Annotated in this window: 22 protein-coding genes; 11 read left to right on the top strand and 11 right to left on the bottom strand. The window is 71.5% G+C overall.

The genetic code is table 11. The features are described from left to right. The first annotated feature begins 42 nt into the window (after positions 1-42). Positions 43-1,380 carry a cation:dicarboxylate symporter family transporter gene (locus ACLJOU_RS40385; protein WP_410574554.1) on the top strand — a complete coding sequence of 446 codons (1,338 nt, stop codon included), beginning with the start codon at positions 43-45 and terminating at the stop codon, positions 1,378-1,380. 101 nt (positions 1,381-1,481) lie between these two features. On the opposite strand, the gene ACLJOU_RS40380 is transcribed toward ACLJOU_RS40385, so the two are convergent. Then, entirely contained in the window at positions 1,482-1,883 is a 402-nt protein-coding gene (locus ACLJOU_RS40380) for a winged helix-turn-helix transcriptional regulator (protein WP_410574553.1), read from the bottom strand. 103 nt (positions 1,884-1,986) lie between these two features. Here ACLJOU_RS40380 and ACLJOU_RS40375 point away from each other — a divergent pair, with 103 nt between their 5' ends. Then, positions 1,987-3,402: an MFS transporter gene (locus ACLJOU_RS40375; protein WP_410574552.1), complete on the top strand. Its 1,416-nt coding sequence runs from the start codon at positions 1,987-1,989 to the stop codon at positions 3,400-3,402. Between the two features lie 100 nt (positions 3,403-3,502). On the opposite strand, the gene ACLJOU_RS40370 is transcribed toward ACLJOU_RS40375, so the two are convergent. The 4 genes from ACLJOU_RS40370 to ACLJOU_RS40355 form a co-directional block, all read right to left on the bottom strand. Continuing rightward, the gene (locus ACLJOU_RS40370) at positions 3,503-3,946 is read right to left on the bottom strand and encodes an SRPBCC family protein (protein ID WP_410574551.1); all 444 of its coding nucleotides are present in this window, start codon (positions 3,944-3,946) and stop codon (positions 3,503-3,505) included. 1 nt (position 3,947) lies between these two features. Then, a complete protein-coding gene (locus ACLJOU_RS40365) occupies positions 3,948-4,664 on the bottom strand; it encodes an anti-sigma factor family protein (RefSeq protein ID WP_410574550.1) in 717 nt (238 codons plus the stop codon). Beyond that, entirely contained in the window at positions 4,661-5,212 is a 552-nt protein-coding gene (locus tag ACLJOU_RS40360) for a sigma-70 family RNA polymerase sigma factor (RefSeq protein ID WP_026469270.1), read from the bottom strand. Before ACLJOU_RS40360 ends, ACLJOU_RS40365 begins: the two co-directional genes overlap by 4 nt. A gap of 145 nt (positions 5,213-5,357) precedes the next feature. Next, a complete protein-coding gene (locus ACLJOU_RS40355; RefSeq protein ID WP_410574549.1) occupies positions 5,358-5,861 on the bottom strand; it encodes a hypothetical protein in 504 nt (167 codons plus the stop codon). Positions 5,862-6,084: 223 nt separating this feature from the next. Here ACLJOU_RS40355 and ACLJOU_RS40350 point away from each other — a divergent pair, with 223 nt between their 5' ends. Further along, positions 6,085-6,624 (top strand): fibronectin type III domain-containing protein, encoded by a 540-nt coding sequence (locus ACLJOU_RS40350; protein WP_410574548.1) that lies wholly within the window; start codon positions 6,085-6,087, stop codon positions 6,622-6,624. Between the two features lie 3 nt (positions 6,625-6,627). On the opposite strand, the gene uvrA is transcribed toward ACLJOU_RS40350, so the two are convergent. Then, complete coding sequence (gene uvrA / locus ACLJOU_RS40345) at positions 6,628-9,489, bottom strand: excinuclease ABC subunit UvrA (RefSeq protein ID WP_410574547.1); 2,862 nt, start codon at positions 9,487-9,489, stop codon at positions 6,628-6,630. Positions 9,490-9,578: 89 nt separating this feature from the next. After that, on the bottom strand, positions 9,579-10,784 hold the full coding sequence (locus tag ACLJOU_RS40340; protein ID WP_410574546.1) for an acyltransferase family protein: 1,206 nt from the start codon (positions 10,782-10,784) through the stop codon (positions 9,579-9,581). A 111-nt stretch (positions 10,785-10,895) separates the two neighbouring features. On the opposite strand from ACLJOU_RS40340, the gene ACLJOU_RS40335 reads away from it, so the two are divergent. The 3 genes from ACLJOU_RS40335 to ACLJOU_RS40325 all read left to right on the top strand — a co-directional run bounded on the left by ACLJOU_RS40335 (position 10,896) and on the right by ACLJOU_RS40325 (position 14,160). Beyond that, a complete protein-coding gene (locus ACLJOU_RS40335; RefSeq protein WP_410574545.1) occupies positions 10,896-11,573 on the top strand; it encodes an MBL fold metallo-hydrolase in 678 nt (225 codons plus the stop codon). Positions 11,574-11,598: 25 nt separating this feature from the next. Then, positions 11,599-13,572: a UvrD-helicase domain-containing protein gene (locus ACLJOU_RS40330; protein ID WP_410574544.1), complete on the top strand. Its 1,974-nt coding sequence runs from the start codon at positions 11,599-11,601 to the stop codon at positions 13,570-13,572. A gap of 99 nt (positions 13,573-13,671) precedes the next feature. Beyond that, a complete protein-coding gene (locus tag ACLJOU_RS40325; protein WP_410574543.1) occupies positions 13,672-14,160 on the top strand; it encodes a hypothetical protein in 489 nt (162 codons plus the stop codon). A gap of 105 nt (positions 14,161-14,265) precedes the next feature. Here the strand turns inward: ACLJOU_RS40325 and ACLJOU_RS40320 are convergent, their stop codons facing one another. From ACLJOU_RS40320 to ACLJOU_RS40310, 3 genes are all read right to left on the bottom strand, one after another. After that, a complete protein-coding gene (locus tag ACLJOU_RS40320) occupies positions 14,266-15,048 on the bottom strand; it encodes a DUF1684 domain-containing protein (protein WP_410574542.1) in 783 nt (260 codons plus the stop codon). 79 nt (positions 15,049-15,127) lie between these two features. Further along, a complete protein-coding gene (locus ACLJOU_RS40315; protein ID WP_410574541.1) occupies positions 15,128-16,114 on the bottom strand; it encodes a hypothetical protein in 987 nt (328 codons plus the stop codon). Positions 16,115-16,375: 261 nt separating this feature from the next. Beyond that, positions 16,376-17,071 (bottom strand): Crp/Fnr family transcriptional regulator, encoded by a 696-nt coding sequence (locus ACLJOU_RS40310; protein WP_410574540.1) that lies wholly within the window; start codon positions 17,069-17,071, stop codon positions 16,376-16,378. A gap of 74 nt (positions 17,072-17,145) precedes the next feature. Here ACLJOU_RS40310 and rnhA point away from each other — a divergent pair, with 74 nt between their 5' ends. The 4 genes from rnhA (at position 17,146) to ACLJOU_RS40290 (ending at position 22,523) form a co-directional block, all read left to right on the top strand. Next, positions 17,146-17,607 carry a ribonuclease HI gene (gene rnhA / locus ACLJOU_RS40305; RefSeq protein WP_410574539.1) on the top strand — a complete coding sequence of 154 codons (462 nt, stop codon included), beginning with the start codon at positions 17,146-17,148 and terminating at the stop codon, positions 17,605-17,607. 83 nt (positions 17,608-17,690) lie between these two features. Then, positions 17,691-18,071 (top strand): YchJ family protein, encoded by a 381-nt coding sequence (locus ACLJOU_RS40300; RefSeq protein ID WP_410574538.1) that lies wholly within the window; start codon positions 17,691-17,693, stop codon positions 18,069-18,071. Positions 18,072-18,102: 31 nt separating this feature from the next. After that, complete coding sequence (locus ACLJOU_RS40295) at positions 18,103-19,335, top strand: hypothetical protein (RefSeq protein ID WP_410574537.1); 1,233 nt, start codon at positions 18,103-18,105, stop codon at positions 19,333-19,335. Positions 19,336-19,451: 116 nt separating this feature from the next. Further along, complete coding sequence (locus tag ACLJOU_RS40290) at positions 19,452-22,523, top strand: glycosyl hydrolase 2 galactose-binding domain-containing protein (RefSeq protein ID WP_410574536.1); 3,072 nt, start codon at positions 19,452-19,454, stop codon at positions 22,521-22,523. 44 nt (positions 22,524-22,567) lie between these two features. Here the strand turns inward: ACLJOU_RS40290 and ACLJOU_RS40285 are convergent, their stop codons facing one another. Then, complete coding sequence (locus ACLJOU_RS40285; protein ID WP_410574535.1) at positions 22,568-23,953, bottom strand: carboxylesterase/lipase family protein; 1,386 nt, start codon at positions 23,951-23,953, stop codon at positions 22,568-22,570. 72 nt (positions 23,954-24,025) lie between these two features. Here ACLJOU_RS40285 and ACLJOU_RS40280 point away from each other — a divergent pair, with 72 nt between their 5' ends. Continuing rightward, positions 24,026-24,433, top strand: a complete 408-nt coding sequence (locus ACLJOU_RS40280; RefSeq protein ID WP_410574534.1) for a nuclear transport factor 2 family protein — start codon at positions 24,026-24,028, stop codon at positions 24,431-24,433. Positions 24,434-24,454: the final 21 nt, after the last annotated feature.

Genomic DNA, 24,454 nt, shown 5'->3' with positions numbered 1-24,454 from the left:
TACAGTGTGCCGCAACCCGAACACCCCTAGCTGGAGGCAACGGTGCCGACACCGACCCCCGACGCGGCGCCGCGCCGCCGCGACAAGACCCACTACCTGTACCTGGCCGTGATCGTCGCGGTCCTGCTCGGGATCCTGGTGGGTTTTCTCTTCCCCGGCTTCGCCAAGGGCCTGAAGCCGCTGGGCGACGGCTTCGTCAACCTGATCAAGATGATGATCTCCCCCATCATCTTCTGCACCATCGTCATCGGCGTCGGCTCGGTCGCCAAGGCGGCGAAGGTCGGCATCATGGCGCTGGTCTACTTCATCGTCATGTCGACCTTCGCCCTCGCGATCGGCCTGGTCGTCGGCAACATCCTCCACCCCGGCACCGGGCTGCACCTCAACCCGGCCGACGTGAAGAGCGTCCAGAAGTCCGCCACCGGCTCCGAAGGCCCGGTCGACTTCCTGCTCCACATCATCCCGAAGACGTTCGTGTCCGCCTTCACCGAAGGCCAGGTCCTGCAGACGCTGCTCGTCGCACTGCTCGTCGGCTTCGCGCTGCAGAAGCTGGGCCCGAAGGGCGCCCCGATCCTGCGCGGCGTCGAACACCTGCAGCGCCTGGTCTTCCGGGTCCTGGCGATGATCATGTGGGCCGCGCCGATCGGCGCGTTCGGCGCGATCGCCGCGGTGGTCGGCGCGACCGGCTGGGCGGCGCTGAAGAGCCTCGCGGTGATCATGATCGGCTTCTACGTGACCTGCCTGGTGTTCGTGTTCGTCGTGCTCGGCCTGGTGCTGTGGCTGGGCGCCCGGGTGAACATCTGGCACCTGCTGCGCTACCTCGGCCGCGAGTTCCTGCTGATCCTGTCGACGTCGTCGTCGGAGTCGGCGCTGCCGCGGCTGATCGCGAAGATGGAGCACCTCGGCGTCGGCAAGTCGGTCGTCGGCATCACCGTGCCCACCGGGTACTCGTTCAACCTGGACGGCACCGCGATCTACCTGACCATGGCCACGCTGTTCATCGCCGCCGCGCAGGACGAGCCGCTGTCGATCGGCGCGCAGATCGGCCTGCTGGTGTTCATGATCATCGCGTCGAAGGGTGCGGCCGGGGTCAGCGGTTCCGGCATCGCCACCTTGGCCAGCGGCCTGCAGTCGCACCGGCCGGAACTGGTCAACGGCGTCGGGTTCATCCTCGGCATCGACCGGTTCATGTCGGAGGCCCGCGCGCTGACGAACTTCGCCGGCAACGCCGTCGCGACCGTCCTCATCGGAAACTGGACGAAGGAGTTCGACCGCGAACAGGCGGACCGCGTGTTCGCCGGGCACGCCCCGTTCGACGAGGCCACCCTGCTCGACGAAGAACGGTCGGCGCCGGACGAAGACGGTCCGGCCAAACCCTGACCACACAGGACGTTCGTGCTCACTGCCCCCGCTGAGCACGAACCACCGCGGGCCGCGGTGCGAGGTCTCCCGACCTCGCACCGCGGCCCGTTCCACGTCCGTCAGCCGGCGGCCCGGCTGTCGTAGGCGACGCGCGCGGCGGCGATCTCGTCGCGGTGCTGCTCCGCCCAGCCGAGCAGACCGTTCAACGACTGGTACAGCTCCTTCGCCATCGACGTGGCCTCGTACTCCACGCGCGGCGGGACGGTCGGGTAGATCGTGCGGACCAGCAGGCCGTCCCGCTCCAGGTTGCGCAGGGTCAGCGTCAGCATCCGGCGGCTGATCCCCTCGACCGAGCGCTCCAGCTCGGTGAACCGCACCGGGCTGCGGATGGCCTCCAGGAGGATGCCGATCGCCCACTTGCCGCTGATCCGGTTGATGACCTCCAGCACGGTGCAGACGTCGAGTTTCTCCGGGTCGATCTCGGTGACCTGGACAGGTACACCGATGTTCCCCTGGGACATGGAAGTGCCTCCTTCCCGGCGCACCCATGGTCACACATGATGGGCACTGTTACAAGAAGTGCCCTGGCAACGACCAGGGGAATCTCGACTGGAGGGGCCTGCCATGGCCGAGAACCACCCCACCCGCTCGCGCGGCCTCGCGTTGGCGGTGCTGTGCGCCGCGTCGCTGATGGTCGTGCTCGACAGCAGCATCGTCGCGGTGGCGCTGCCCGCGATCCAGGGCGACCTCGGCTTCACGCCCGCCGGGCTCTCCTGGGTCTTCACCGCCTACCTGGTCGCGTTCGGTGGGCTGCTGCTGCTCTCCGGACGGCTCGGCGACCTGCTCGGCCGCCGCCGCGTCTTCCTCAGCGGCCTGGGCCTGTTCACCTTCGCGTCCCTGGTGGCCGGGCTGTCGGAAACCGCGGGCGTGCTCGTCGTGGCGCGGTTCGCCCAGGGCGTCGGCGGCGCGCTGGCGTCGGCGGTGGTGCTGGGCATGATCGTCACGATGTACCCGGAGCCGCGGGCCCGGGCGAAGGCCATCGGCGTCTACAGCTTCACGCAAGCGGCGGGCGCGTCGATCGGCCTCATCGCGGGCGGCGCGCTGACGCAGGCGCTGAACTGGCACTGGACGTTCTACGTCAACCTGCCGATCGGCGTGGCCGCGCTGCTGCTGGCCGTCCGGGTGGTCGCGCCGGACCGCGGGACGGGGCTGCGGGCGGGCTTGGACGTGTTCGGCGCGGTCCTCGTCACCGCCGCGGTGATGCTCGGCGTGTACGGCATTTCGGCGTCGTCGTGGAGCGCGCCGGCCGCGGCCGGCGTCCTGCTCGCGGCGTTCGCGGTGCGGCAGGCGAAGGCGCGCACGCCGTTGCTGCCGCTGCGGCTGTTCCGCACCCGCGCGGTGGCCGGCGCGAACGTGGTCATGGTGCTGATGGTCGCCGGGATGCTCGGGTTCCAGTTCGTCACGGCGTTGTACCTGCAGCAGGTGCTGGGATTGGACGCGCTGCGCACCGGTGTCGCGTTCCTGCCGGTGCCGCTGGTGATCGCGGTGGCGTCCCTCGGCTTCGCGGACAAGCTCGCGGCCCGGTTCGGCCCGCGCGCGGTGCTGCTGTCGGGGCTCGGCCTGGTGATCGCCGGACTGCTGTTGCTCACCCGGGTCTCGGACGCCTACTTCACCGGCGTCCTGCCGCCGCTGCTGCTGATGGGCCTCGGGGCCGGCGCGGCCATCCCGGCGCTGATGGGCCTGGCGATGGCGGACGTCCCGGCCGCCGACGCCGGGGTGGCGTCCGGCCTGATCAACACGACCCAGCAGGTCGGCGCGGCGATCGGCACGGCGGTGCTGGCCGCGGTGGCCGCCTCCCGGACGGCGAGCCTGGGCACGCTGGACCACCGCGAAGCCCTCGCGTCCGGGTACCGGCTGGCCTACGGCGTGAGCGCGGGCTTCCTGATCGCGGCGGTCGCACTGGGCGGCTGGGTTCTGGGCCGCACCCGCCCCGCCCCCGCCGCACCCGAACCGGTGGTCTGCGCGGCCGGTCAGGCCTGACCCCAAGCGCCCCAATGTGGCCTTGGTTGCGTCTGACGCACCGAAGGCCGCCTTCGGTGCGTCTCACGCACCGAAGGCCACATTGGGGCGCTCGGGGCGGTCAGGAGAGGTAGGCCAAAAGCCCACGGTGGCCCCGCCGCATCATCAGCGCGTGGTTCGCGCGGAAGAGCGGCCGGGCCACCGTGTCGAAGCGCCGCAGCAACTCCTTCCGGGCCTGGACGTCCTGGGTGATTTCCAGCAGCGTGCCCGCGCCCGCCGCGCGGACCGCTCCCGTCAGGGTCCCGTCGAGGTCGCCGCTAAGCCTGACCCGCATCAGGCCCGTGCGCTCGTCCTGGTGGTCCCGGTGCATCCGGACGACGATCCGGAACGGCAGCCGGGACCGGCAAACCAGCTCGGCGGTGTCGTCGTCCACGCGGCGCACCGCCCGGACGTCCGACCACCACCGCGGGTAGCCGGCGAGGTCGGTGACCACGTCGAACACCCGCTCGGGCGCGCTGGCGGGCAGCAGCCACGTGCTGCGGAACCGGTAGTGCGCGCCCGTCACGTCACACCGGGGCCGAGACCAGCTTCCGGCCGTCCACCGTGACGATGTCGACCGACTTCACGTCGTCCGGCGCCACCAAAGCGGACCCGTCGAGCGAGAAGCCCGAACTCTCCCACTTCTCGGACACCTTCCAGCTGCCCGCGGTGACCGCCTGGCCTTCCTTCGTGACGACCTGCAGCAGGCACTGTTCCCCGGCCCGGACGCCCTTCACGGCGACGTTGACCCGGACCCAGCCCTGGAACGGGCTCACCGACGCGGCCAGCTGCACGCCGGTGGTGGGATCGCGCCCTTCGACGCTCTTCGTACCCGGAACGTCGGTCGGCGGCGCGGGGATCGCGAGGGGCTCGCTGCCCCCGCCGGTCTGGCGTCCGACGAGGATGCCGCCGCCGAGCGCGGCCACCACGAGCACCGCGGCCGCGACCAGGGCCAGGCCCCGGCGGCCAGCCGAGCGGGCCGGCGCCACGCGCTCTTCTTCCTCGCGCACCCGGCGCAGGGTCTTCTGCAGCAGCAGATCCCCGCCCTCGGGCGGCCCGTCGAGGAACGCTTCGGGCGGTACCTCGTCGAGCGAGTCGCGCAGGGCCACGAGCTCGTTGAGGTCGAACCGGCACTGGGCGCAGCCCTGCAGGTGCCGCCGTTCGAAGTCGGCCGCCTCGCCCGCATCGAGCGCGCCGAGGGCGTACGCGCCGAGCTGCGTGTGACTCTCGTCCACCGAGTTCATCGCGCCACCTCCGTTCCGCTCGAAATCATCGCTGCTCTGAGGGCTCTCAGTGCGTAGTAAGACCTTGATTTCACGGTACCCGGTGCGACGCCCAGTGTTCTCGCCGCTTCGGCCACCGTCCGTCCCCGGTAGTAGATCTCCACCAGGACCTCTCGATGCTCGTTGGACAGTCCGTCCATCGCCCCGAGCACGGTCATCGAGTCCACCACGCCCTGGGCGTGGTCCCGCTCGACGGCCGGGGTCGGCACGCCTTCGGCCGGTTCGGCCACCTCTTGCGGCCGGGCCGCCCGGGCCCGGGCCCGGTCGGTGACCAGGTTGCGCGCGACGGTCAGCAACCAGCCGCGCACCGAGCCTTTCCCGTCGTTCTGCAAGTCGTCCGCGTGTTTCCACGCCCGGACGAGCGTCTCCTGGACCACGTCCTCGGCTGCCGCCCGATCCCCGGTCAGCCTCGTCGCGTAGGCCAGCAGGCTTCGCCCGTGTTCGGCGTACAGCTGCCGAATCAGGTCTTCGCCTTTGGCCTTCTTAGGCCGCCTGCCTCCTATGGCCACCCTCGTCCTCCCGACGGTGTTCTGAGTCGTCGAGGACAGTAGTGCAACCCTCAGCTCCACCGGCGGTGCGTGCGCCGAGCGCAGCGCGACCATGGTGTTCATCGGCTGCCCGTCCTTCCTCGTTTGCCCGGAAAACCGTCGTCCGTCAGGATCCGGCGCCGCCGGCGTTGCCCTTCGCGGTGATCTTGCTGCCGTCGGGGGCGACGGCGAACCACGTGCCGTTGGCGCCCTGGCCGTTCATGTCGCCCGCGGCCTTGTCGCCCGCGTACTCGTACAGCGGCCAGCCGTTGAGCGTGATCTGCTTGCTGCCGTCCTTGCGGGTCGCCGTGCCGACCTGGGTGTCCTGGACGCCCTTGAGCATCGGCGTGGCCACCCCGGCCAGCATCGGCGGCCACGACGTCGCGCACTCGCCGTCGCAATTGGACGTCGGCGGCTGGGAGAGGTCCTTGTCGAACCGGTAGAGCGTCTTGCCGTCGGCGTCGGTGACCACCGCGCCGACCCCGTTGACCGTGGCAACCTGGAGCATCTTGTGCCCCGGCTCGCCGTGGGCCGGTCCCTGGGCGCCGCCGGCCATGTCACCGCAGGCGGACAGGGCAGCGACGGCGGCGAGCGCCACGGCACTGGCGACGACCGGCCGGATACGGTTCATGACGTTCTCTCCTCGGTGAGGGCGGCACCGCCGTCCGGCGGACCTCGACACCTGGGAACACGGACGGTCGCGGGAAACGGTTCAGCCGGTTTCGCGCGATTCGACGCCGGTGCGCGAGCGGATTGGTGTGTCCCGGTGATCGGCACGATCTTGTCGCCGTGCGGGCGGCGTTCCCAAGCTCGGACCGTCCGCACCGCCGCCCCCGCTCCTCCGGGAGGCCGCCGTGCCCGGGAAACCCCTCGCCGTGGCGGTGCTGCTGGCCGCCGGCTGTGCCGCCGCGCCGCCGCCGTCCTTCGCCGCGGTGCTGACCTCGCCGACGGACGTGGTGCTCAGCTGGCCGGACGACGGCGCCGGCCACCGGCTCGAGTACGCGAACGACCCGGCCGAGCCGTGGACGACGCTGCGGTTCCTGCCCGCCCACACGACGACCTACCGCCACCCGGACCTGATCCCGGAGACGCCGTTCCACTACCGCGAGCAGCCGTTCACCGGCCCGGTGTCGGCGGACCCGCCCGCGGTGACGTCCGGCGACACGGTGACGGTCACCTGGACCGACCGCACGCCGGACGAAGCCGGGTTCCTGCTGGAGGTCCGCCGTCCGGGCGCGCCGGACTTCGACCCGGTCGAGGTGACCGATCCGGATGTGACGACCTGCGCGCTCTCGCTGCTGCCCGGGGAGGAGCGGTCGGCCTTCCGGATCCGGACGCTGTACTACGGCCCGCTCTCCCCGGTGGTCCACCGGACCACCGGGAAGGAGCGGTAGCCGTCACTCGCCCGCGAGCACCGTCCGCAGGAACTGGCCCGTGTAGCTCTCCTCGACCTCGGCGAGGTACTCCGGCGTGCCCTCGGCGACCACCATGCCACCGCCCGAGCCGCCCTCGGGGCCCATGTCGATGATCCAGTCGGAGGTCTTGATCACGTCGAGGTTGTGCTCGATCACGATCACCGAGTTGCCCTTGTCGACCAGCCCGTTGATCACGCCGATCAGCTTGTTGATGTCCTCGAAGTGCAGGCCGGTCGTCGGCTCGTCCAGGATGTACACCGTCTTGCCGGTCGAGCGCTTCTGCAGCTCGCTGGCCAGCTTGACGCGCTGCGCCTCACCGCCGGACAGCGTCGGCGCGGGCTGGCCGAGCCGGACGTAGCCGAGGCCGACGTCCACCAGCGTCTGCAGGTGGCGATGGATGGCCTTGATCGGCTCGAAGAACTCGGCCGCTTCTTCAATCGGCATGTCGAGCACGTCCGAGACGGTCTTGCCCTTGTAGTGCACCTCGAGGGTCTCCCGGTTGTACCGGGCGCCCTTGCAGACCTCGCACGGGACGTAGACGTCCGGCAGGAAGTTCATCTCGATCTTGATCGTGCCGTCGCCGGCGCACGCCTCGCAGCGGCCGCCCTTGACGTTGAACGAGAACCGGCCCTGCTGGTAGCCGCGCACCTTCGCTTCGGTGGTCGCGGCGAACAGCTTGCGGACGTGGTCCCAGACACCGGTGTAGGTGGCCGGGTTGGACCGCGGGGTCCGCCCGATCGGCGACTGGTCCACGCGCACGAGCTTGTCGACGTTGTTCAGGCCGTTCACGCGGGTGTGGCGGCCCGGCACCTGGCGGGCGCCGTTGAGCTTGTTCGCCAGCACGGTCGCGAGGATGTCGTTGACCAGCGTCGACTTGCCCGAGCCGGAGACGCCGGTGACCGACACGAGGCAGCCGAGCGGGAACGACACGTCCAGCCCGCGCAGGTTGTGCTCGCGCGCGCCGACGACGGTCAGCTGCCGCTTCTTGTCGATCGGCCGCCGGATCGCCGGGACCTCGATCTTCCGCCGCCCGGACAGGTACTGCCCGGTCAGCGACTCCTTGCTCTTCAGCAGCTTCTTGTACGGTCCGCTGTGGACGATGTGGCCGCCGTGCTCGCCCGCGCCCGGGCCGATGTCGACCACCCAGTCGCTGGAGCGGATCGTGTCCTCGTCGTGCTCGACGACGATCAGCGTGTTGCCGAGGTTCCGCAGCCGGGTCAGCGTTTCGATCAGCCGGTGGTTGTCGCGCTGGTGCAGGCCGATCGACGGCTCGTCCAGCACGTACAGCACGCCCACCAGACCGGAACCGATCTGCGTGGCCAGCCGGATGCGCTGCGCTTCACCACCCGAAAGAGTGGCGGACGCGCGGTCGAGCGACAGGTACGTCAGGCCGACGTCGAGCAGGAAGCGCAGGCGGGCCTGGATCTCCTTGAGCACCGCGCCGGCGATCATCGCCTCGCGCTGGCCCAGCTCCAGCTCGTCGAGGAACTGCGAAGCCTCCGCGATGGAGAGCGCGCAGACCTCGGCGATGGACATGTCGCCGCGGGTCCGGTGCTGCAGCGTGACGGCGAGGATCTCGGGCTTGAGCCGGGTGCCCTGGCAGGCCGGGCACGGCACCTCGCGCATGTAGCCCTCGTACCGCTCGCGCATGTACTCGGACTCGGTCTGCTCCTGGCGGCGCTCGAGGAACGGGATGACGCCCTCGAAGTTCGCGTAGTACGAGCGCTGGCGGCCGTAGCGGTTCTTGTAGCGGACGTGGACCTGCTCGTCGACGCCGTGCAGCACCGCCTTCTGGGCCCGCGCGGGCAGCCGCCGCCACGGCGTGTCCATCCGGAAGCCGATGGTCTCCGACAGCGACTCCAGCAGCCGGATGAAGTAGTCCGCGCTCTGCCCGCCCGACCACGGCGCGATCGCGCCTTCGGCCAGCGACAGCTCGTCGTCCGGGACCACCAGCTCCGGGTCGACCTCCTTGCGGATGCCGATGCCGGTGCACTCGGGGCAGGCGCCGTACGGCGAGTTGAAGGAGAACGAGCGCGGCTCGAGGTCCTCGATGGCCAGCGGGTGGCCGTTGGGGCAGGCCAGGTTCTCGGAGAAGCCGCGGATGCGGTGCGGGTCGCCTTCGGGCAGGTCGACGAACTCGAGCTCGATCAGCCCGTCGGCCAGGCGCAGCGCCGTCTCGACCGAGTCGGTGAGCCGCTGCCGCGACGCCGCCTTCACGGTCAGCCGGTCGATGACCACGCCGATCGCGTGCTTTTCCTGCTTCTTCAGCTTCGGCGGGTCGGTGAGCGCGTGCATGGTGCCGTCGACGACCACGCGCGCGTAGCCCTGCTGCTGCAGGTTCTCGAACAGGTCGACGTACTCGCCCTTGCGCCCGCGCACCACCGGGGCGAGCACCTGGAACCGGGTGCCCTCCGCCATGGCGAGCACCTGGTCGACGATCTGCTGCGGGGTCTGCTTGCTGATGGCCTCGCCGCACTTGGGGCAGTGCGCCTTGCCGGCGCGGGCGTAGAGCAGGCGCAGGTAGTCGTAGACCTCGGTGATCGTGCCCACGGTCGAGCGCGGGTTGCGCGAGGTGGACTTCTGGTCGATCGACACCGCGGGCGAGAGGCCCTCGATGAAGTCGACGTCCGGCTTGTCCATCTGCCCCAGGAACTGGCGGGCGTACGCCGAGAGCGACTCGACGTAGCGGCGCTGCCCTTCGGCGAAGATGGTGTCGAAGGCGAGGCTCGACTTCCCGGACCCGGACAGACCGGTGAACACGATCAGGCTGTCGCGGGGCAGGTCGAGATCCACACCGCGAAGGTTGTGCTCGCGGGCACCGCGAACAACGAGGCGATCAGCCACGCCAGGGTCCTCTCAATATCTTCTTCAGCTGCGGTCGCCGACCCGGTCTCGGTGCTTCGGTCAAGCTGCACGGGTGGCCTCGAACCATGCTACGAGCCACCACCGACAAAAACGGGTTCCGCGTCCTTGACCTGCGGTTCTTCGGGCTTCCGGCGGTTGGTGAGCCACCGGTGGGCCGGGCGTTCGACCCCCGCGGTGACCGCCCAGCCGGCCAGCACGGCGGCGCCGATGACTGCGAGGAGCCGCAGCCAGCCGGGGAGGCCGAGGTCGAGCAGGGCACGGGCCAGGATGTAACCCAGTTCCTGGTGCACCAGATAAAGACCATACGAGATGCCCGCGAGCCAGGTGACGGCCGGGGCGATCCGCGCCAGTCCCGGGAACCGCCAGTCCGGGCCGCGGGCGGCCACGCAGACCAGCAGGAGCAGCACGGCGAAGCCGATCGTGGACGGCCAGCGCAGCGCGTCCTGCGGCAGGGCGACGTGGAACGGGAAGACCTGCAGGTCCTGCGCGGCGACCGCGGCGGCCACGAAGAGCGCGGCGTGCCAGGTCGCGAGCCGGCGCTGCGCCCACAGCCAGATCGCGACGCCGATGGCGAAGACGTGCAGCCGGTGCAGCCCCAGGCCGTAGTAGAAGGTCTCGACGACCGGACCGGTCGTTCCCGGCGGGAAGACGACGAAGCGCAGCGCGAGCGGCACGAGGATCAGCGCCCAGAGCAGGCCGACGGTCAGCCGGTGGGTGCGCCACGACCGCGGCCACAGCAGGGCGGCGCCGGTGAAGGCCATCAGCTGCACCGGCAGCGTCCAGTAGGAGCCGTCGAGGTAGTAGAACGCGTCCCAGCGGATGCCCCACTCCTGGACCATGCCGAGGTTGGTGACCAGGTCCAGCCAGGTCGGGATGTACCACGGCGCCGGGTTCGTCGGCGGGCCCTGCGGCACGCCGAAGAGGAAGCCGGTGACACCGGGCGGGTAGGGCAGGCCGCTGAAGGAGATGGCGGCCCACCGCGTCACGACGTAGGTCACCAGGACGGCGACCAGGTAGGCGGGCACCAGCCTCGCCACGCGGTTCCACAGCCACCGGCCGGGATCGCCCTTCCGGAGGCTGGCGCACACGAAGAAGGCGGAGATCACCAGCAGGATCGCGGCCCCGAACTGCGCGGTCACCCGGATGGGGTACCCCGTGAGCTCGGGGTGCAGCAGCGCACCCTGGTGGGTGACGTGCCCGAGGACGACCGCCAGTACGGCGACGACCCGGAGGAGGTCCCAGCTGATCCGGCGCGGCGTCGGGGAGGTGGGCACGGTCGTCCTGAGGTCGGGGCTGGCGGGGGTTCTCGCCGAGCCTACGTGGCGCAGCGGCCGCGCGCTTGTGCGGGTGGAACCGCTTGGAGCGAAACGACTACCGTGTGCAGGGTGAACATCGTGGACACCTACACGGGGCACGTCGACCCGGGCGGCGACGCCACCCGGCGCACCCTGGACGCGCTCACCATCACCAAGCTGTCCGTCGGCCCGATGGACAACAACGCGTACCTCCTGGTGTGCCGGGCGTCGAACGAGGCGCTGCTGATCGACGCGGCCAACGACCCCGACCGCATCTCGGACCTGATCGGCCACGGCCCGGACCGGCCGTCGTTGAAGACGGTCGTGACGACCCACCAGCACCAGGACCACTGGCAGGCCCTGGGCGCGGTGGCGGGCGCGAACGGCGCGAACACGGCGGCCCACCCGCTGGACGCGGAGCCGTTGCCGGTGCCACCGGACTTCCTGCTCGAGCACGGCGACACGGTGACGGTGGGCGAGGTCACGTTGTCGGTGATCCACCTGCGCGGGCACACCCCGGGGTCGATCGCGCTGCTGTACCGGGACCCGGCGGGGCACCCACACCTGTTCACCGGGGATTCGCTGTTCCCGGGCGGGATCGGGAAGACCTCGTCACCGGAGAACTTCGCGTCGCTGCTGGACGACGTCGAGACGCGGATCTTCGGGGAACTGCCGGACGAGACGTGGTTCTACCCGGGGCACGGGGACGATTCGACGCTGGGTGCGGAGCGCCCGAAGCTGACGGAGTGGCGCGAACGCGGCTGGTGAGCCGAAGTCACGACGGGGAGGGCCGGTGGGGCTCGGCAGGCACGCCAGGCGGGTGCTCCAGCAGCAGGCTTCGGCACTGCTGGCGGAGCACGTCCCGGCGCCGGCCGCCGACCGGCGCCGGATCCTCACCGCCCTGCTCGTCGAGACCGCCGGGAACTGGCGCCTGTTCGTGCGGGCCGGGGCCCCGGACGCGCGGGCGGACGCCTTCCTCCTCGGCCCCGAAGGCCTCTTCGCCGTCACCATCGCCGCCGGCCCGCCGGAACCGCCCGCGCTCCACGCGCTCGTGCGGCACGCCGAAGAAAGCTGGGCCGGCGTAAGGGACGGCCGGGGGCGCGAACTCACCGGCAGTGCCGTCCACTTCGTGCTCCTCACCCCCGGCCTCGGGAGCACGATCCGGGACGCCGGGCCGTTCCGGGTCCTCGCGGAACCCGAACTGCCGAAACTGTTCAAGCGCACCGCACCGCACCTCGACCGCCGTCAGATCGACGCCATCGGCGGGCAGGCCGGGAAGATCGTCGACGGCTACGTCCCGTTGCGCGTCGAAGCGGCCGGGCGCGACGAGACGGCCGAGGGGTTCCTGGACGCCGGCGACCTCGTCTCGGCCGAGGTCGCCGCCGCGCAGTCGCGGCCCTTCGACTCGTGGCTGACCTTCCTGCACCCGCACCAGCGGGCGATCGTCACGCGCGACTACCGGGGGCCGGCGCGGATCAGCGGGCCGGCCGGGACCGGGAAGACCGTCGTCGCGCTGCACCGGCTGCGGCACGTCGGCCGGCGGACCGCCGGTCCCCTGCTGTTCACCACCTTCGTGCGCACCCTCCCGCCCGTCCACGAGGCCGCTTTCCGCCGCCTGGCCCCGGAATTCGGCGACCGGGCCGAGTTCGTCCACCTCCACGCCTGGGTGCGCCGGTTCCTGACCGCGCGGGGACGGCCCGTCGAGGTCGACCCGCGCGGGGTGCGGACCGCGTTCGGCCGCGCCTGGTCGCGCCACCGCGCCGTGCTGGAGCCGATCGAGCGGCACGACGAGTACTGGCGCACCGAGCTCGACCGCGTCATCAAGGGACGCGGTTTCACCACGCTCGAGGAGTACCGCCGTCCCGCGGTGCGGCGGGGGCGCGAACTGCGGCTGGGCCACGACCAGAAGGCCGCGGTGTGGCAGTTCTACGAGACGTACCAGGACATGCTCGCCGAGCGCGGCCTGCACGACTACAACGACGTAATCGACCTGGCACTGGCCGAGCTTCGCCGTCAGCCCCTCGAAACCCGCTACGCCGCGGTGGTCGTGGACGAGGTCCAGGACATCACCCTCAACGGCCTCCGGCTGATCAAGGAACTGGCCGGCACCGGCCCGAACCAGCTCCTCCTGGTCGGCGACGGCCAGCAGCAGGTCTACCCGGGCGGCTGGCGGCTCTCCGACGCGGGCATCCCGGTCCTCGGCCGGGGCGAGGTGCTGCGGGTCAACTACCGCAACCGCACGGAGGTCCTGGCCTTCGCCCAGCGGTTCGACGCGCGCAACGAAGTCGACGACCTCGACGGCGCGCCCGCGGTCGCGCTGAAGAACGCGGAAGCGGGCAACACGGGCGGGACGGCGGTGTCCTGGCGCGGCACCGAAGCGGAGCTCGCGGCCGAACTGCTCCGGCGGATCGCCGGGCTGACGGCCCCGCTCGGCCAGACCGCGCTGATCCTCTTCCAGCGCCAGGACCTCGTGCGGTGCCGCCGGATCCTGCGGGAGGCCGGCATCCCCGTCCTGTCACTGGACGACTATTCCGGTGCGCCCGACGACCACCTCAAGGTCGGCACCGTGCACCGGGCGAAGGGCCTCGACTTCCAGGCCGTCCTGGTCGTCGAATTCCCCGCCCGGCCGGAGGAAAGCGGCGCGGCGGCCGACGAGGCCGCGGAACTCCGCGACCGGCAGCGCCTGGTCGCGGCGACGCGAGCCCGTGACTTCCTCTGGTGGGGTGTCGTCGAGGCGGCCGCGGACACGTTCGGACCAGCCGGGTAACGATAAGGGACACCACGGCAACTTCCCGGACGAACCGGGCGTGTCCCCCGCGCACCCAGCGCTGGAACGCCCACCGGTTCGCTCCACCAGGAGGCCACCATGTCCAGAACGAAGTGGCGCGCGCTCGCCGCCGTCACCCTGCTGATCGCCGGGAGCGGGATCCTCGCCGCCGCGGGGCCCGCCCAGGCCGATCCCACGATGCCCACCTTGACCGCCATCCGGACCGGGAACAACGCCGGGTTCGACCGGGTCGTGCTCGATCTCGGCAGCGGGGCCGCGCCCGCCGTCTCCTACCAGCTCGTCGACGAGCTGACCGCCGACGCCAGCGGGGAAATCGTCTGGCTCACCGGGGAATTCTTCATCAACGTCGCCGTCACGCCCGCGACCGCGCACGACGAAAGCGGGAATCCGACCTATCCCGGTCCGCAGAAGTTCCGGACGCGGAACCTGACCAACGTCATGGCCGTCGCCCTCACCGGGGACTGGGAGGGGCAGCTGTCGGTCGGGCTCGGCGTGCGGTCGCGGACCACGGTGAACGTCTTCACGCTCACCGCGCCCACCCGCGTCGTCATCGACATCGCCCACTGAGACACCGCCCACTGAGACGTCGCCCGCTGGGACACCGCCCACTGAGACACCGCCGGCTGAGACACCGCCCGCTGGGACGTCGCCGCTGAGCGGCGGGCGGGGGAGTCACCCGCGCTCGTACGGGATCTTCTCCCCCGCCTCGACCGCGAACGGCAGGTGGTTGCCCGCCGGCGGCAGCGGGCACGTCGCGAAGTCGGTGAACGCGCACGGCAGGTTCACCGCGCGGTTGAAGTCCAGCGTCACCGAGCCGTCCGCGGCCGGGGCGCCGACCGGCAGCGACCGGTTGGCCGCGTAGGTCGTCACGCCGCTGGTCTCGTCGGTGAAGAGGATGCTGAGCCCGCCGTCCTTGCCGTTGAACGCCGTCAGCGTGTGCGTCGCTCCCTCGTGGGCGAAGTGGACCAGGCCCGGTGCCGTGTAGACGTGGCTCAGCCCTTCCACGACCGCGCCCACCGTGGTCGGCTTGGGCTCGGCGAAGGGTTCGAACCGCCCGGACAGCACCCAGGACGGCGACGGTTCGTACGCCGGCACCCCGCGGAACTCGCGCAGCACCTCGGCCTTCGGGTCGTGGACGCGGATCAGGTACCCCGACCGGCGGGCCACCTCGATCTCGACGTCACCGGACAGCACCCGCGTGCCGGCGCCGCTGTTGACCAGCTCGAACCGCCGGACACCGGTGATCGGTTCCCCGTCGTGCACCAGCGAGGCGCCGGCCGGGTCGACGTACGCCGCTTCGGCGTCCTGCCACCAGCGGCCCGGGATGCCGGGGTATTCCCGCGGCGAGTCCGTCAGCCAGTCCAGGGAAACCAGGGCGAGCCAGCCGTGCGGCTCGGCCAGGTCGGTCTCGCGCCGGGCCTTCCAGTCCTGCCACTCCTGCGTGAACGTGCTCATCGCGGGCCCCTTTCCGTCGGCTACGACGATGCCAACCCGGCGTCCGCGCCGCTATTCCGCGTCCCAGCATCCGGACGGCTCAGTCCCCGAAGGACCACTGCAGCCCGTAGCTCAGCCCCTGGTGCAGGTCGTGGAACTCCAGCCCGACTTCGCCGACCCGGTCGACGGTCAGCGCCTCGCCCGAATCGGCGCCGTCGTCGATCACCCGGCTGGGAACGCCGTTGAGGCGCCACACCCGCGCCGGCGGTGCCGCCCGGTCGAACCGGACCCGCACCGAGAACGCCTCGCAGCGGCGCAACGGCGTCATCACGTAGTACGGCCGCAGTTCCGCGCGCCGGGGCGTGAACCGGATGCCGTACTCGTGGCGCTGGCCGAGCCGCAGCGGGCTCGGCAGCCGCAGGACGAACTGCGCGTGGCTCACCGAAACCGGGCGCACTTCGACGATTTCGCCGCCGAACAGCGCGTCGGCGGTGATACCCGGCAGCGGGTCGGTGCCCGGCGCTGCCGGCACGCTGAACGGCAGGACCAGCTCGTCGAGCTCGTCGGCTTCGGCGACGATCCGGCGTTCCTCCCGCAGTTCCGGCGGGTCGTGGTCGAGGTGGAGCATCGCCTTCATCGACTCGACGTACCAGCCGGCCAGCGGGTGCTCCTCGCCGCGGCGTGCGGGCGCGCCGAGGAGCTCGTCGAGCCGGCGGAACGCCAGGTCGATCCGGCGGCGGGCGGTGCGCGGGTCGCGGTCGAGAACGCTGGCCAGCCACGAGATCCGCCGGTCGAGGAACTCCCCCGCGGCCTCCTCGTGCAGGCCGAGCGCCGTCAGCGCGGCCAGCTTCAGGTCCGCCGGCAGCCGCCCGCACAGCTCGGTCAGCCGCAGCACGAGCTTCCGGCGCGCGGCGGCGGGCTGGTCGGTTTCGGTGATCGCGCACGCCGCCCGCAGGCACGGGCCGATGCGCTGGTGCAGGTCGGCCGCGTCGAGCCCGCGGCCGCGGCGCAGTTCGTTCAGCTCGCGCACGAACGGCAGGTTGTGGTCGTCCGTCGTTCCCACCCCTTCGTTTCCGGCGGAAGGCATCCCGCGAGTTCGCGGACCGCCCGGCCGGCCGGCCCCCCACGAGCCGGCCGGCCGGGCTCCTCCGCAGGTCAGCAGGCCCCGGAGATCAGGGCCCAGATCGAGTGGCTCTCCATCAGACACACCTCCTCATCGCGGTCCCGGGCGGCGGCGGGAAGCCGTTCGGCGCCTCGCTCGAAAAAGGAAAAGCCGGCCGGAAGGCATCGCTTCTTCCCCGGCCGTCCCCAGCATCGCGGGGTGGCGCTGGCGGTCAGAGGTCCTGTGTCACGCGCCTTGTGTGCCGTTTGGCTCAGAACGCGCGAAGGCGCGCAGGACGCGGAGCTCCCGGACGAGGAACCGGCGACGGCCGGTCTCGACGATTCCGCGCTCGCGCAGCACGCGCAGCGCCCGGGCGACGGTACGGCGGGCCGCGCCGATCTGCGCGGCGATGTCCTCCTGCGACAGCGCGTCGATGACCACGCCGTCGGGCTCCACCCGGCCGCGCTCTTCGGCCAGCCGGACCAGCACCACGGCGACGCGGCGGCTGACGTCGAAGGCGGCGACGTCGACCCGGGCGGACTCGGCGTTGCGGAGGCGGGCCGCGACCGTCTTGATCGTCGCGACGGCGATCGCGGGCCGGGTGTGCAGGACGTCGACGAAGTCGGCGCCGGTGAGCTGGAAGACGGTGCAGGGCTCGATCGCGCGCACCGACGCCGACCGCGGCCGCCCGGTGACCGCGGCGAGGTCGCCCAGCACTTCGCCGGGGCCGCGGAGCCCGAAGAGCACCTCGCGGCCGTCGTCGACGACGGTGGAAACCCGCACCCAGCCGGCGACGAGCACGTGGACGTGGTCGGAGGGATCGCCCTCCATGAGCACGAGCGAGTTCGCCCGGAACCGGCGGCGGGTGCCGCGGCCGAGCAGGTAGTCGCGATCGGCATCGGCGAGGTAGGCCAGGAGCGCCCCGTCCGCACTGTCGTCCATGGTTCCCCTCCGGAGGTTCACCGTAACCCGGCGTGGCGGCCTTCGGCGAGCCTGGCGACCGGTAGGGTCCCCGCGTGGACGTGGAGATCTACACCGACGGCGCGTGCAGCGGGAACCCCGGACCGGGCGGCTGGGGCGCGGTGCTGCGCTACGGCAAGCACGAACGTGAGCTGTACGGCGGCGAAGCCACGCCGACGACGAACAACCGCATGGAGCTGACGGCGCCGATCCGCGCCCTGGAGAGCCTGACCCGCCCGTCGCAGGTCCGCGTGTACACGGACAGCACGTACGTGCGCAACGGCATCACGCAGTGGCTCCCCCGCTGGAAGAACAACGGCTGGCAGACGGCGGCCCGCGAACCGGTGAAGAACGCGGACCTCTGGCAGCGCCTCGACGCGGCGATCGGCGATCACCGCGTCGAATGGCTGTGGGTGAAGGGCCACGCGGGGCACCCGGAGAACGAGCGGGCCGACCGGCTCGCGGTGCGCGGGACGGAGGAGGCCAGGGAGAGCGGGAAGCCGGTCAACGCGGGCTAGTCCGGAGTGGACGGTCGCGGGAAGCACCCGCCGACCGCCGCGGCGCCCGGGCGGCGGTGGCTCGCCCGTGGCACAATTTCCCGATGCCTCCCGCCGTCTGCCCGTGTGGTCTCGCCGAGTCCTACGCCGCCTGTTGCGGCCGGTTCCACGACGGGGGGCTCGCCGCTCCCACCGCCGAACTGCTCATGCGGTCGCGGTTCAGCGCCTTCGCCGTGGGCGACACCGCCTATCTCCTGCGCACCTGGCACCCCGGCACCCGGCCGCGGCGGCTGCGGCTCGAGCCCGGGCAGGAGTGGACGCGGCTGGAGATCCTCGGCCGCACCGGTGGGGGCCTGCTGCACAACGAAGGCACCGTCGAGTTCCGGGCGCACTACCGCCACCGGGGCCGGGACGGCTTCCTCGAGGAGAACAGCCGCTTCCGGCGGGACGACGGCCACTGGGTCTACCTCGACGCCCGGGCCTGAACCCGCCCCGTTCGTGCTAAACAGTGCGGCAATGGGGAAACTGACGCGTCGCGCCCGCGCCAAGGCGGACTACCTCGGCTTCGTCGGGGCCCGGGAGTGGCCGCTCGCCGCGTCCGGGCTCGGGGTCGTGCTCGGGGCCGTCACCATCCTGCCCAGCGCCGTCGGCGTCGTCCTGTCCGTCGTCGCGCTCGCGTTGGGTGTCGCCACCTTCACGCGGGACGTCCGGCTGCTGCGCCGCCGGTGGGCCGGGTTCGAGTTCACCACCATCGCCGCGCCCTTCCCGACCGCGGAACTGCCGCCGCCCGCCGCCTACCCGGAGGCGGCCTACCTGGCCGTCCCCGCTCGCGGGACCGCGCTCGTCAGCGCCGCGATCGACCGGCACCTGTGGGAAGAGCGGCACACGATCGACGTCGCCGAGGAGCCCTACCGGCTGCCGCCGTCCCTCAAGGCCACCGCGCCGCACGTCCTGCCGCTGCGGGCGCGCGGCCGGCTGCTGTTCAACGGCCCGATCGTCGGCATGCGCGGCGACCCGCTGCCCGCCGCCGGCGCCCGGCCCGCGCCGATCCGGCTGCACCGGGCGCGGTTCTTCGACGCCGTCTGCTCGAACGAGCTGGCCGCGCTGCGCATCACGCGCGTGGACACCGGTGAAGAGTACGACCTGCGCAAGGCCGAGCTCACCGACACCGCCGGCGCGCTGCGGGAGCTGAGCGGCAGCGCGCTGGCCGACCTCGTCGGCGTCTCCACTGTCGCCTTCACCACCGACGGCAAGCTGGTCACCGTCCGCCAGTCGCCGCTCAACTCCGTCAGCGGGCTGCTGCTCGCCCCCTCGGGCAGCGGTTCGCTCGAGCCGCGCGACCTGCGCACGCCCGAGGGCGGCCCGCGCCGGTTCCTCCACACCGCGGTCCGCGCCGGGATGGAACGCGAGCTGTGCGAGGAGAGCGGCCTGACCCCCGCCGACGTCCGGGTCACGAAGGTGGTCGGCTTCGCGCGCTGGATGGAACGCGGCGCCAAGCCGGAGTTCTTCGGGCTGACCGAACTGGCGGTCGACAGCGCCGAAGTCGCCCGGCGCCGGCCCGTCAGCGGCGAACGGCTCTACAGCGCCGGCTTGACGCTCTTCGACGTCGACCTCCGCGCCGTCGGTGCCGCGCTGACCGGCGGTGTCCCGCTCAGCGAGGCACTGCCGCCGCGGCTTTGGGAGGACGGTTCCCTGCCGCTCCTGCTGGCCCTGCGCGCCGCCGCGGCGTGGCAGGCCACCCGCGGCTGAGGAAACACCCCTGTTCCCGGCGTGACCGGGCCGCTACGATCGTCGCAATTGTTAGGAAAGTTCCCTAACGATGGTCCGCTGTCCCCCGCCGCCGTGGGTGCCTAGGAGGCGCGCTAGTGAGCTATCGGCAGAGAAGAACCCGGACACTACTCGTGGCGGCCGCGCTGGCCGTCGCGGTGAGCGGGGCCACCGTCGCGTCGGCCACCGGCCAGGAACCCGCGAGAGCCGTCGTCGCGGCCGCGGCTCCGGCGACCGCCGTCCCCGGCTTCCTGATCCAGACGTCCGCCCAGGTCAGCGACGACTCCGCGGTCTCCAAGCCCGGCTTCGACACCTCGGGCTGGTACCCCGTCGGGCCGCGCTCGACCGTGTACGCCGGCCTGCTGGCCAACGGCAAGTACGCCGACCCGTTCTACTCGACGAACATGAAGAACGTGCCGACCGCGGACTTCCAGGTCCCGTGGTGGTACCGCACCGACCTCACGGTCGCCGACACGACCCAGCGCACGTACCTCGACTTCAGCGGCGTCCTGTCGAAGGCCGACGTCTGGGTCAACGGGACGCGGATCGCCGACAAGACCCAGGTCACCGGCGCCTACACCCGCCACGACCTGGACATCACCGCGCAGGTCAAGGCGGGCACGAACAGCATCGCGTTCAAGGTCTACCCGAACGACCCGAACAAGGACCTGTCGATGGGCTGGATCGACTGGGCGCAGACCCCGCCGGACCAGAACATGGGCATCGTGCGGGACGTCCTGGTCCGGCGCAGCGGCCCGGTGGCGCTGCGCGGCGGCCACGTCGTCACGAAACTGACCGGGCTGACCCACGCCGACCTGACGGTGAAGGCCGACGTCCGCAACGACTCTGCGGCCGCCGTCTCCGCCACGGTCTCCGGCACGGTCGCCGGCCGCGCGATCAACCAGACCGTGAGCCTGGCGGCGAAGGAGAAGAAGACCGTCACCTTCGGCGTGGTCGGGATCGACAACCCGCAGATCTGGTGGCCGGCCGGGATGGGCGGCCAGCCGCTCTACGACCTCGACCTGACCGCGAGCGTCGGCGGCACGGCGTCGGACTCCGCGCACTCGAGCTTCGGCGTCCGCCAGGTGACGGCGAACAAGAACTCCAGCGGCGGCCGGGCGTACACGATCAACGGGCGCCCGCTGCTGATCAAGGGCGGCGGCTACTCGCCGGACCTGTTCCTGCGCTGGAACGCCCAGGCCGCCGCGGACAAGCTCGCCTACGTCAAGGACCTCGGGCTCAACACCGTGCGCCTGGAAGGCCACATCGAGCCGGACGAGTTCTTCGACCTCGCCGACCGGATGGGCGTGCTGACCCTGCCCGGCTGGGAGTGCTGCGACAAGTGGGAAGGCCAGGTCAACGGGGACGAGAAGGGCGACCCCTGGACCGCGGCCGACTACCCGGTCGCGAAGGCGTCGATGACCGCGGAGGCCGAGCGCCTGCGCGACCACCCGAGCGTCATCTCGTTCCTCATCGGCAGCGACTTCGCGCCCGACGCGACGATCGAGAAGAACTACCTCGACGCGCTGTCCGCCGCGGACTGGCCCACGCCGGTGGTCCCGGCCGCGTCGGCGAAGTCGTCGCCGCAGCTCGGGTCGTCCGGGATGAAGATGAACGGGCCGTACGACTACGTCCCGCCGAACTACTGGTACGACAAGGCGCACAGCGACCTCGGCGGTGCGTGGGGCTTCAACTCCGAGACCAGCGCCGGGCCGGACATCCCGACGATGGACACGCTCAGGCGGATGATGTCCGCGAGCGAGCTCGACACGATGTGGAAGAGCCCGTCGACCGCGCAGTACCACCGGTCCTCGTCCTCGACGTTCGCCGACCTGAAGCTTTTCGGCGACGCGCTCGCCGGCCGCTACGGCAAGCCGGCGAGCTTGGACGACTTCGTCCGGAAGGCGCAGCTGGCGCAGTACGAGAACGTCCGCGCCGAGTTCGAGTCGCACTCGCGGAACTTCAGCGACAGCTCGAACCCGGCCACCGGGATCATCTACTGGATGCTCAACAGCGGCTGGACGTCGCTGCACTGGCAGCTGTTCGACGCCTACCTCGACCAGAACGGCTCGTACTTCGGGGCCAAGAAGGCGAACGAGCCGCTGCACATCCAGTACTCGTACGACACGAAGTCGGTCGTGGTGGTCAACCACAACCACGACGCGGCGGCGGGCCTGACCGCCCGCGTCCAGCTGTTCAACCTGGACGGCACCGCGAAGTTCGACCAGGCCAAGACCGTGTCGGTGGGCGGTGACGGCGCGAAGACCACCGCGCTGACCATCGGCTCGGTGAGCGGGCTGTCGACGACGTACCTGGCGAAGCTGGTCCTGACCGACTCCTCGGGCAAGGAGGTCAGCCGGAACGTCTACTGGCTGTCCACCAAGGCCGACACCCTCGACTGGGCCAACAGCGACTGGTACTACACGCCGACGACGTCGTACGCGGACCTCTCGGGGCTGAACTCGCTGGCTTCGGTCACGGTCGGCGCGAGCGCGTCCTCGACGGCGAACGCCGACGGCACCACGACGACCAAGGTGACGCTGAAGAACGACTCGGCAGGCAAGGTGCCGGCGTTCTTCGTCGACGCGCACGTCCTCGGCGCGGCGGGCGCACCGGTGCTGCCGGTGCGGTGGACCGACAACCAGGTCAGCCTCTGGCCCGGTGAGTCGGCGACGCTGACGGCGACGTACCGGACCGCGGACCTCAAGGGCGCCAAGCCGTCCGTGCGGGTCGCGGGCTGGAACACCGGGACGAAGACGATCCCGGCGGACGGCTCGGTGAACCCGGGAACCCCGGCGGATTACCAGGCCGAGGACGCGACGATCACCAGCGGCGTCGCGGAGTCGAACCACCTGGGCTACACCGGAACCGGGTTCGTCAACTACGACAACGCGACCGGCAGCGCGGTGGAGTTCGCCGTGCCCGCGGCCGCGGCGGGACCGGCGAACGTCGTCCTGCGGTTCGCCAACGGCACCACGGCGAACCGCCCGATGGACATCACGGTCAACGGCACGAAAGTGGCGTCGGGCGTGGCGTTCGGCGGCACGGGCAACTGGGACACCTGGCAGACGGTCACGATCCCGGTGACCCTGACCGCCGGGACGAACAAGATCAAGGCGACCGCGACGACCGCCAACGGCGGCCCGAACGTCGACAAGATCACCGTCTAGCACCCGCCGGGGGCGGCACTTCCACGTGGCAGTGCCGCCCCCGGTCATGCCCAGAGGAGGCGCTGCTCGCGGTCCGGGTCGGAGACGGTGGCCGAGACGTCGTCGAAGATCCGCGTGACGCGGTCTCCGGCCGTGTAGCGCGGCCAACCCGGGTCGCCGGTGGTGACGAAGCGGACCCAGGCGCCGAACACCTCCGTCGCCAGCGCCTGCATCCGCTCGGCCGGGAAGGTCCGGCCGGCGAAGAGGAACCGCCAGTTCCTGTTGCGGATGTCGTCGAAGACCAGCGGCAGGTCGAGGCCGTGCACCGCGCCGATGCCCTTGCCGCGCGGGGCGATCCGCCAGTCCAGGCGGTACATCCACGCGGCCGGCTGCTTCTCGGCGAAGCGGATCGCGGGGATCCACCAGTCCCCCGCCGTCAGCGCACGGTTGCGAATCTGGTCCGCCGGCCAATCGAGTAAGTCGTTATACGCTTCGACGGCCTGCTCGATCTCGGCGGCGGTCAGCATCGTCGAGCCGACGCCGAGCAGCTTGGCGCCGCCCGACTGCAGCCAGCTGAACAGGTCCTCCTCGTCGGCGGTCGTCCCGATGAGCAGCGGGACTTCGCGGACGCCGTCCAGCGGCCGCTGGGGAAGCAGCTCGTCGCCGACGACCACGCGGTAGGTGACTTTGGTGCCCGAGCGGGCGGAAACCCGTTGCTGGGCCTCGAGAATCCGGGTCACGGGAAGGGTCGCGAGGTCGGCCGGCGAAACGCCGAGTTCGGCGAGCACCGCTTCGGCCAAGGCCGCGCCTTCGGCCGGGGTGTGGACCACCGAGCCGACCCCGGTTCCGCTCTGCACGATCGCCTGGTGGACGAGTCCCCGCGTGGCGGGCACGGCCAGCAGTGTCCCGACCGTGCGGCCGCCGTTGGACTGCCCAGCCAGCGTGACGCGGCCCGGGTCACCTCCGAACGCGGCGATGTGGTCGCGCACCCACTCGAGCGCGGCGACCTGGTCACGCAGCGAGAGGTTCACGTCGGCGACATCCGGCAGGTACAGCATGCCGAGCACGCCGAGCCGGTAGGCGACGGTCACCACGACCACGCCCCGCCGCGCGTACGCGGACGCGTCGAACTGGTGGGGCGCCCCCTGCACACCGCCCCCGCCGTGGATCCAGACGAGCACGGGGTACGCCCCGGGCGCGGCGGGCGCGTAGACGTTGAGGTAGAGGCAGTCTTCGTCACCGGTGAAGCCGCGCCCGGTCAGCTCGGGCTGCGGTGCCCGGGGCGCCCACTGCGTGGCGTCGCGCTCGCCGGACCACCGCTTCGGCGGCTGGGGCGCGCGGAAGCGCAGCTCCCCGACCGGCGGTTGCGCGTAGGGCACGCCGAGGAAGGTCCGGACCCCGTCCCATTCGGACCCGCGCAGCGCACCGGTCGCGATCTCCACCGTCGTCACGGTCTCAGCGTAGGGACTTGCCCTGGAGTGCGCTCCAGCGTGTTGACTGAGGCACACACCCTGGAGGGGAACTTGACCGCAGCCGAGAACAAGCAGCTCCTGAAGACGGCTTTCGACGCCTGGGCGACCGGCGACATCCGGCCGCTGATCGGCGCGCTGGCCGACGACGTCGTCTGGACGGTCAGCGGGCACAACAGCTGGTCGGGCCGCTTCCGCGGCAAGGACTCGGTCCGCCGCGACCTGCTCGGGCCCCTGGGTGAACAGTTCGAAGGCACCTACACCAGTACCGCGAGCCGCTTCGTCGCCGAGGACGACGTCGTCGTGGTCGAGACGCAGGGCAGCGTCGCCACCAAGGCCGGGGCGCGCTACGACAACGAGTACTGCTTCGTCTTCCGGCTCGAGGGCGGCCGGATCCGCGAGATCACCGAGTACATGGACACCCAGCTGGTCGCCGAAGTGCTCCCCGAGCTGGCCAGGTGACACCCGCGGCCGCGGGCGGGT

This window comes from Amycolatopsis sp. cmx-4-61, assembly GCF_046548775.1.
In the GTDB taxonomy this organism is placed as follows: domain Bacteria; phylum Actinomycetota; class Actinomycetes; order Mycobacteriales; family Pseudonocardiaceae; genus Amycolatopsis.
This window is presented reverse-complemented; position numbering and strand designations above follow the sequence as displayed.

Coding starts and splice junctions, on each gene's coding strand:
- ACLJOU_RS40365 (WP_410574550.1), bottom strand. CDS start 4,664: ATGAACTCGGTGGACGAGAGTCACACGCAGCTCGGCGCGTACGCCCTC.
- ACLJOU_RS40375 (WP_410574552.1), top strand. CDS start 1,987: ATGGCCGAGAACCACCCCACCCGCTCGCGCGGCCTCGCGTTGGCGGTG.
- ACLJOU_RS40295 (WP_410574537.1), top strand. CDS start 18,103: ATGGGGAAACTGACGCGTCGCGCCCGCGCCAAGGCGGACTACCTCGGC.
- ACLJOU_RS40380 (WP_410574553.1), bottom strand. CDS start 1,883: ATGTCCCAGGGGAACATCGGTGTACCTGTCCAGGTCACCGAGATCGAC.
- ACLJOU_RS40355 (WP_410574549.1), bottom strand. CDS start 5,861: ATGAACCGTATCCGGCCGGTCGTCGCCAGTGCCGTGGCGCTCGCCGCC.
- ACLJOU_RS40315 (WP_410574541.1), bottom strand. CDS start 16,114: ATGCCTTCCGCCGGAAACGAAGGGGTGGGAACGACGGACGACCACAAC.
- ACLJOU_RS40310 (WP_410574540.1), bottom strand. CDS start 17,071: ATGGACGACAGTGCGGACGGGGCGCTCCTGGCCTACCTCGCCGATGCC.
- ACLJOU_RS40300 (WP_410574538.1), top strand. CDS start 17,691: ATGCCTCCCGCCGTCTGCCCGTGTGGTCTCGCCGAGTCCTACGCCGCC.
- ACLJOU_RS40320 (WP_410574542.1), bottom strand. CDS start 15,048: ATGAGCACGTTCACGCAGGAGTGGCAGGACTGGAAGGCCCGGCGCGAG.
- ACLJOU_RS40325 (WP_410574543.1), top strand. CDS start 13,672: ATGTCCAGAACGAAGTGGCGCGCGCTCGCCGCCGTCACCCTGCTGATC.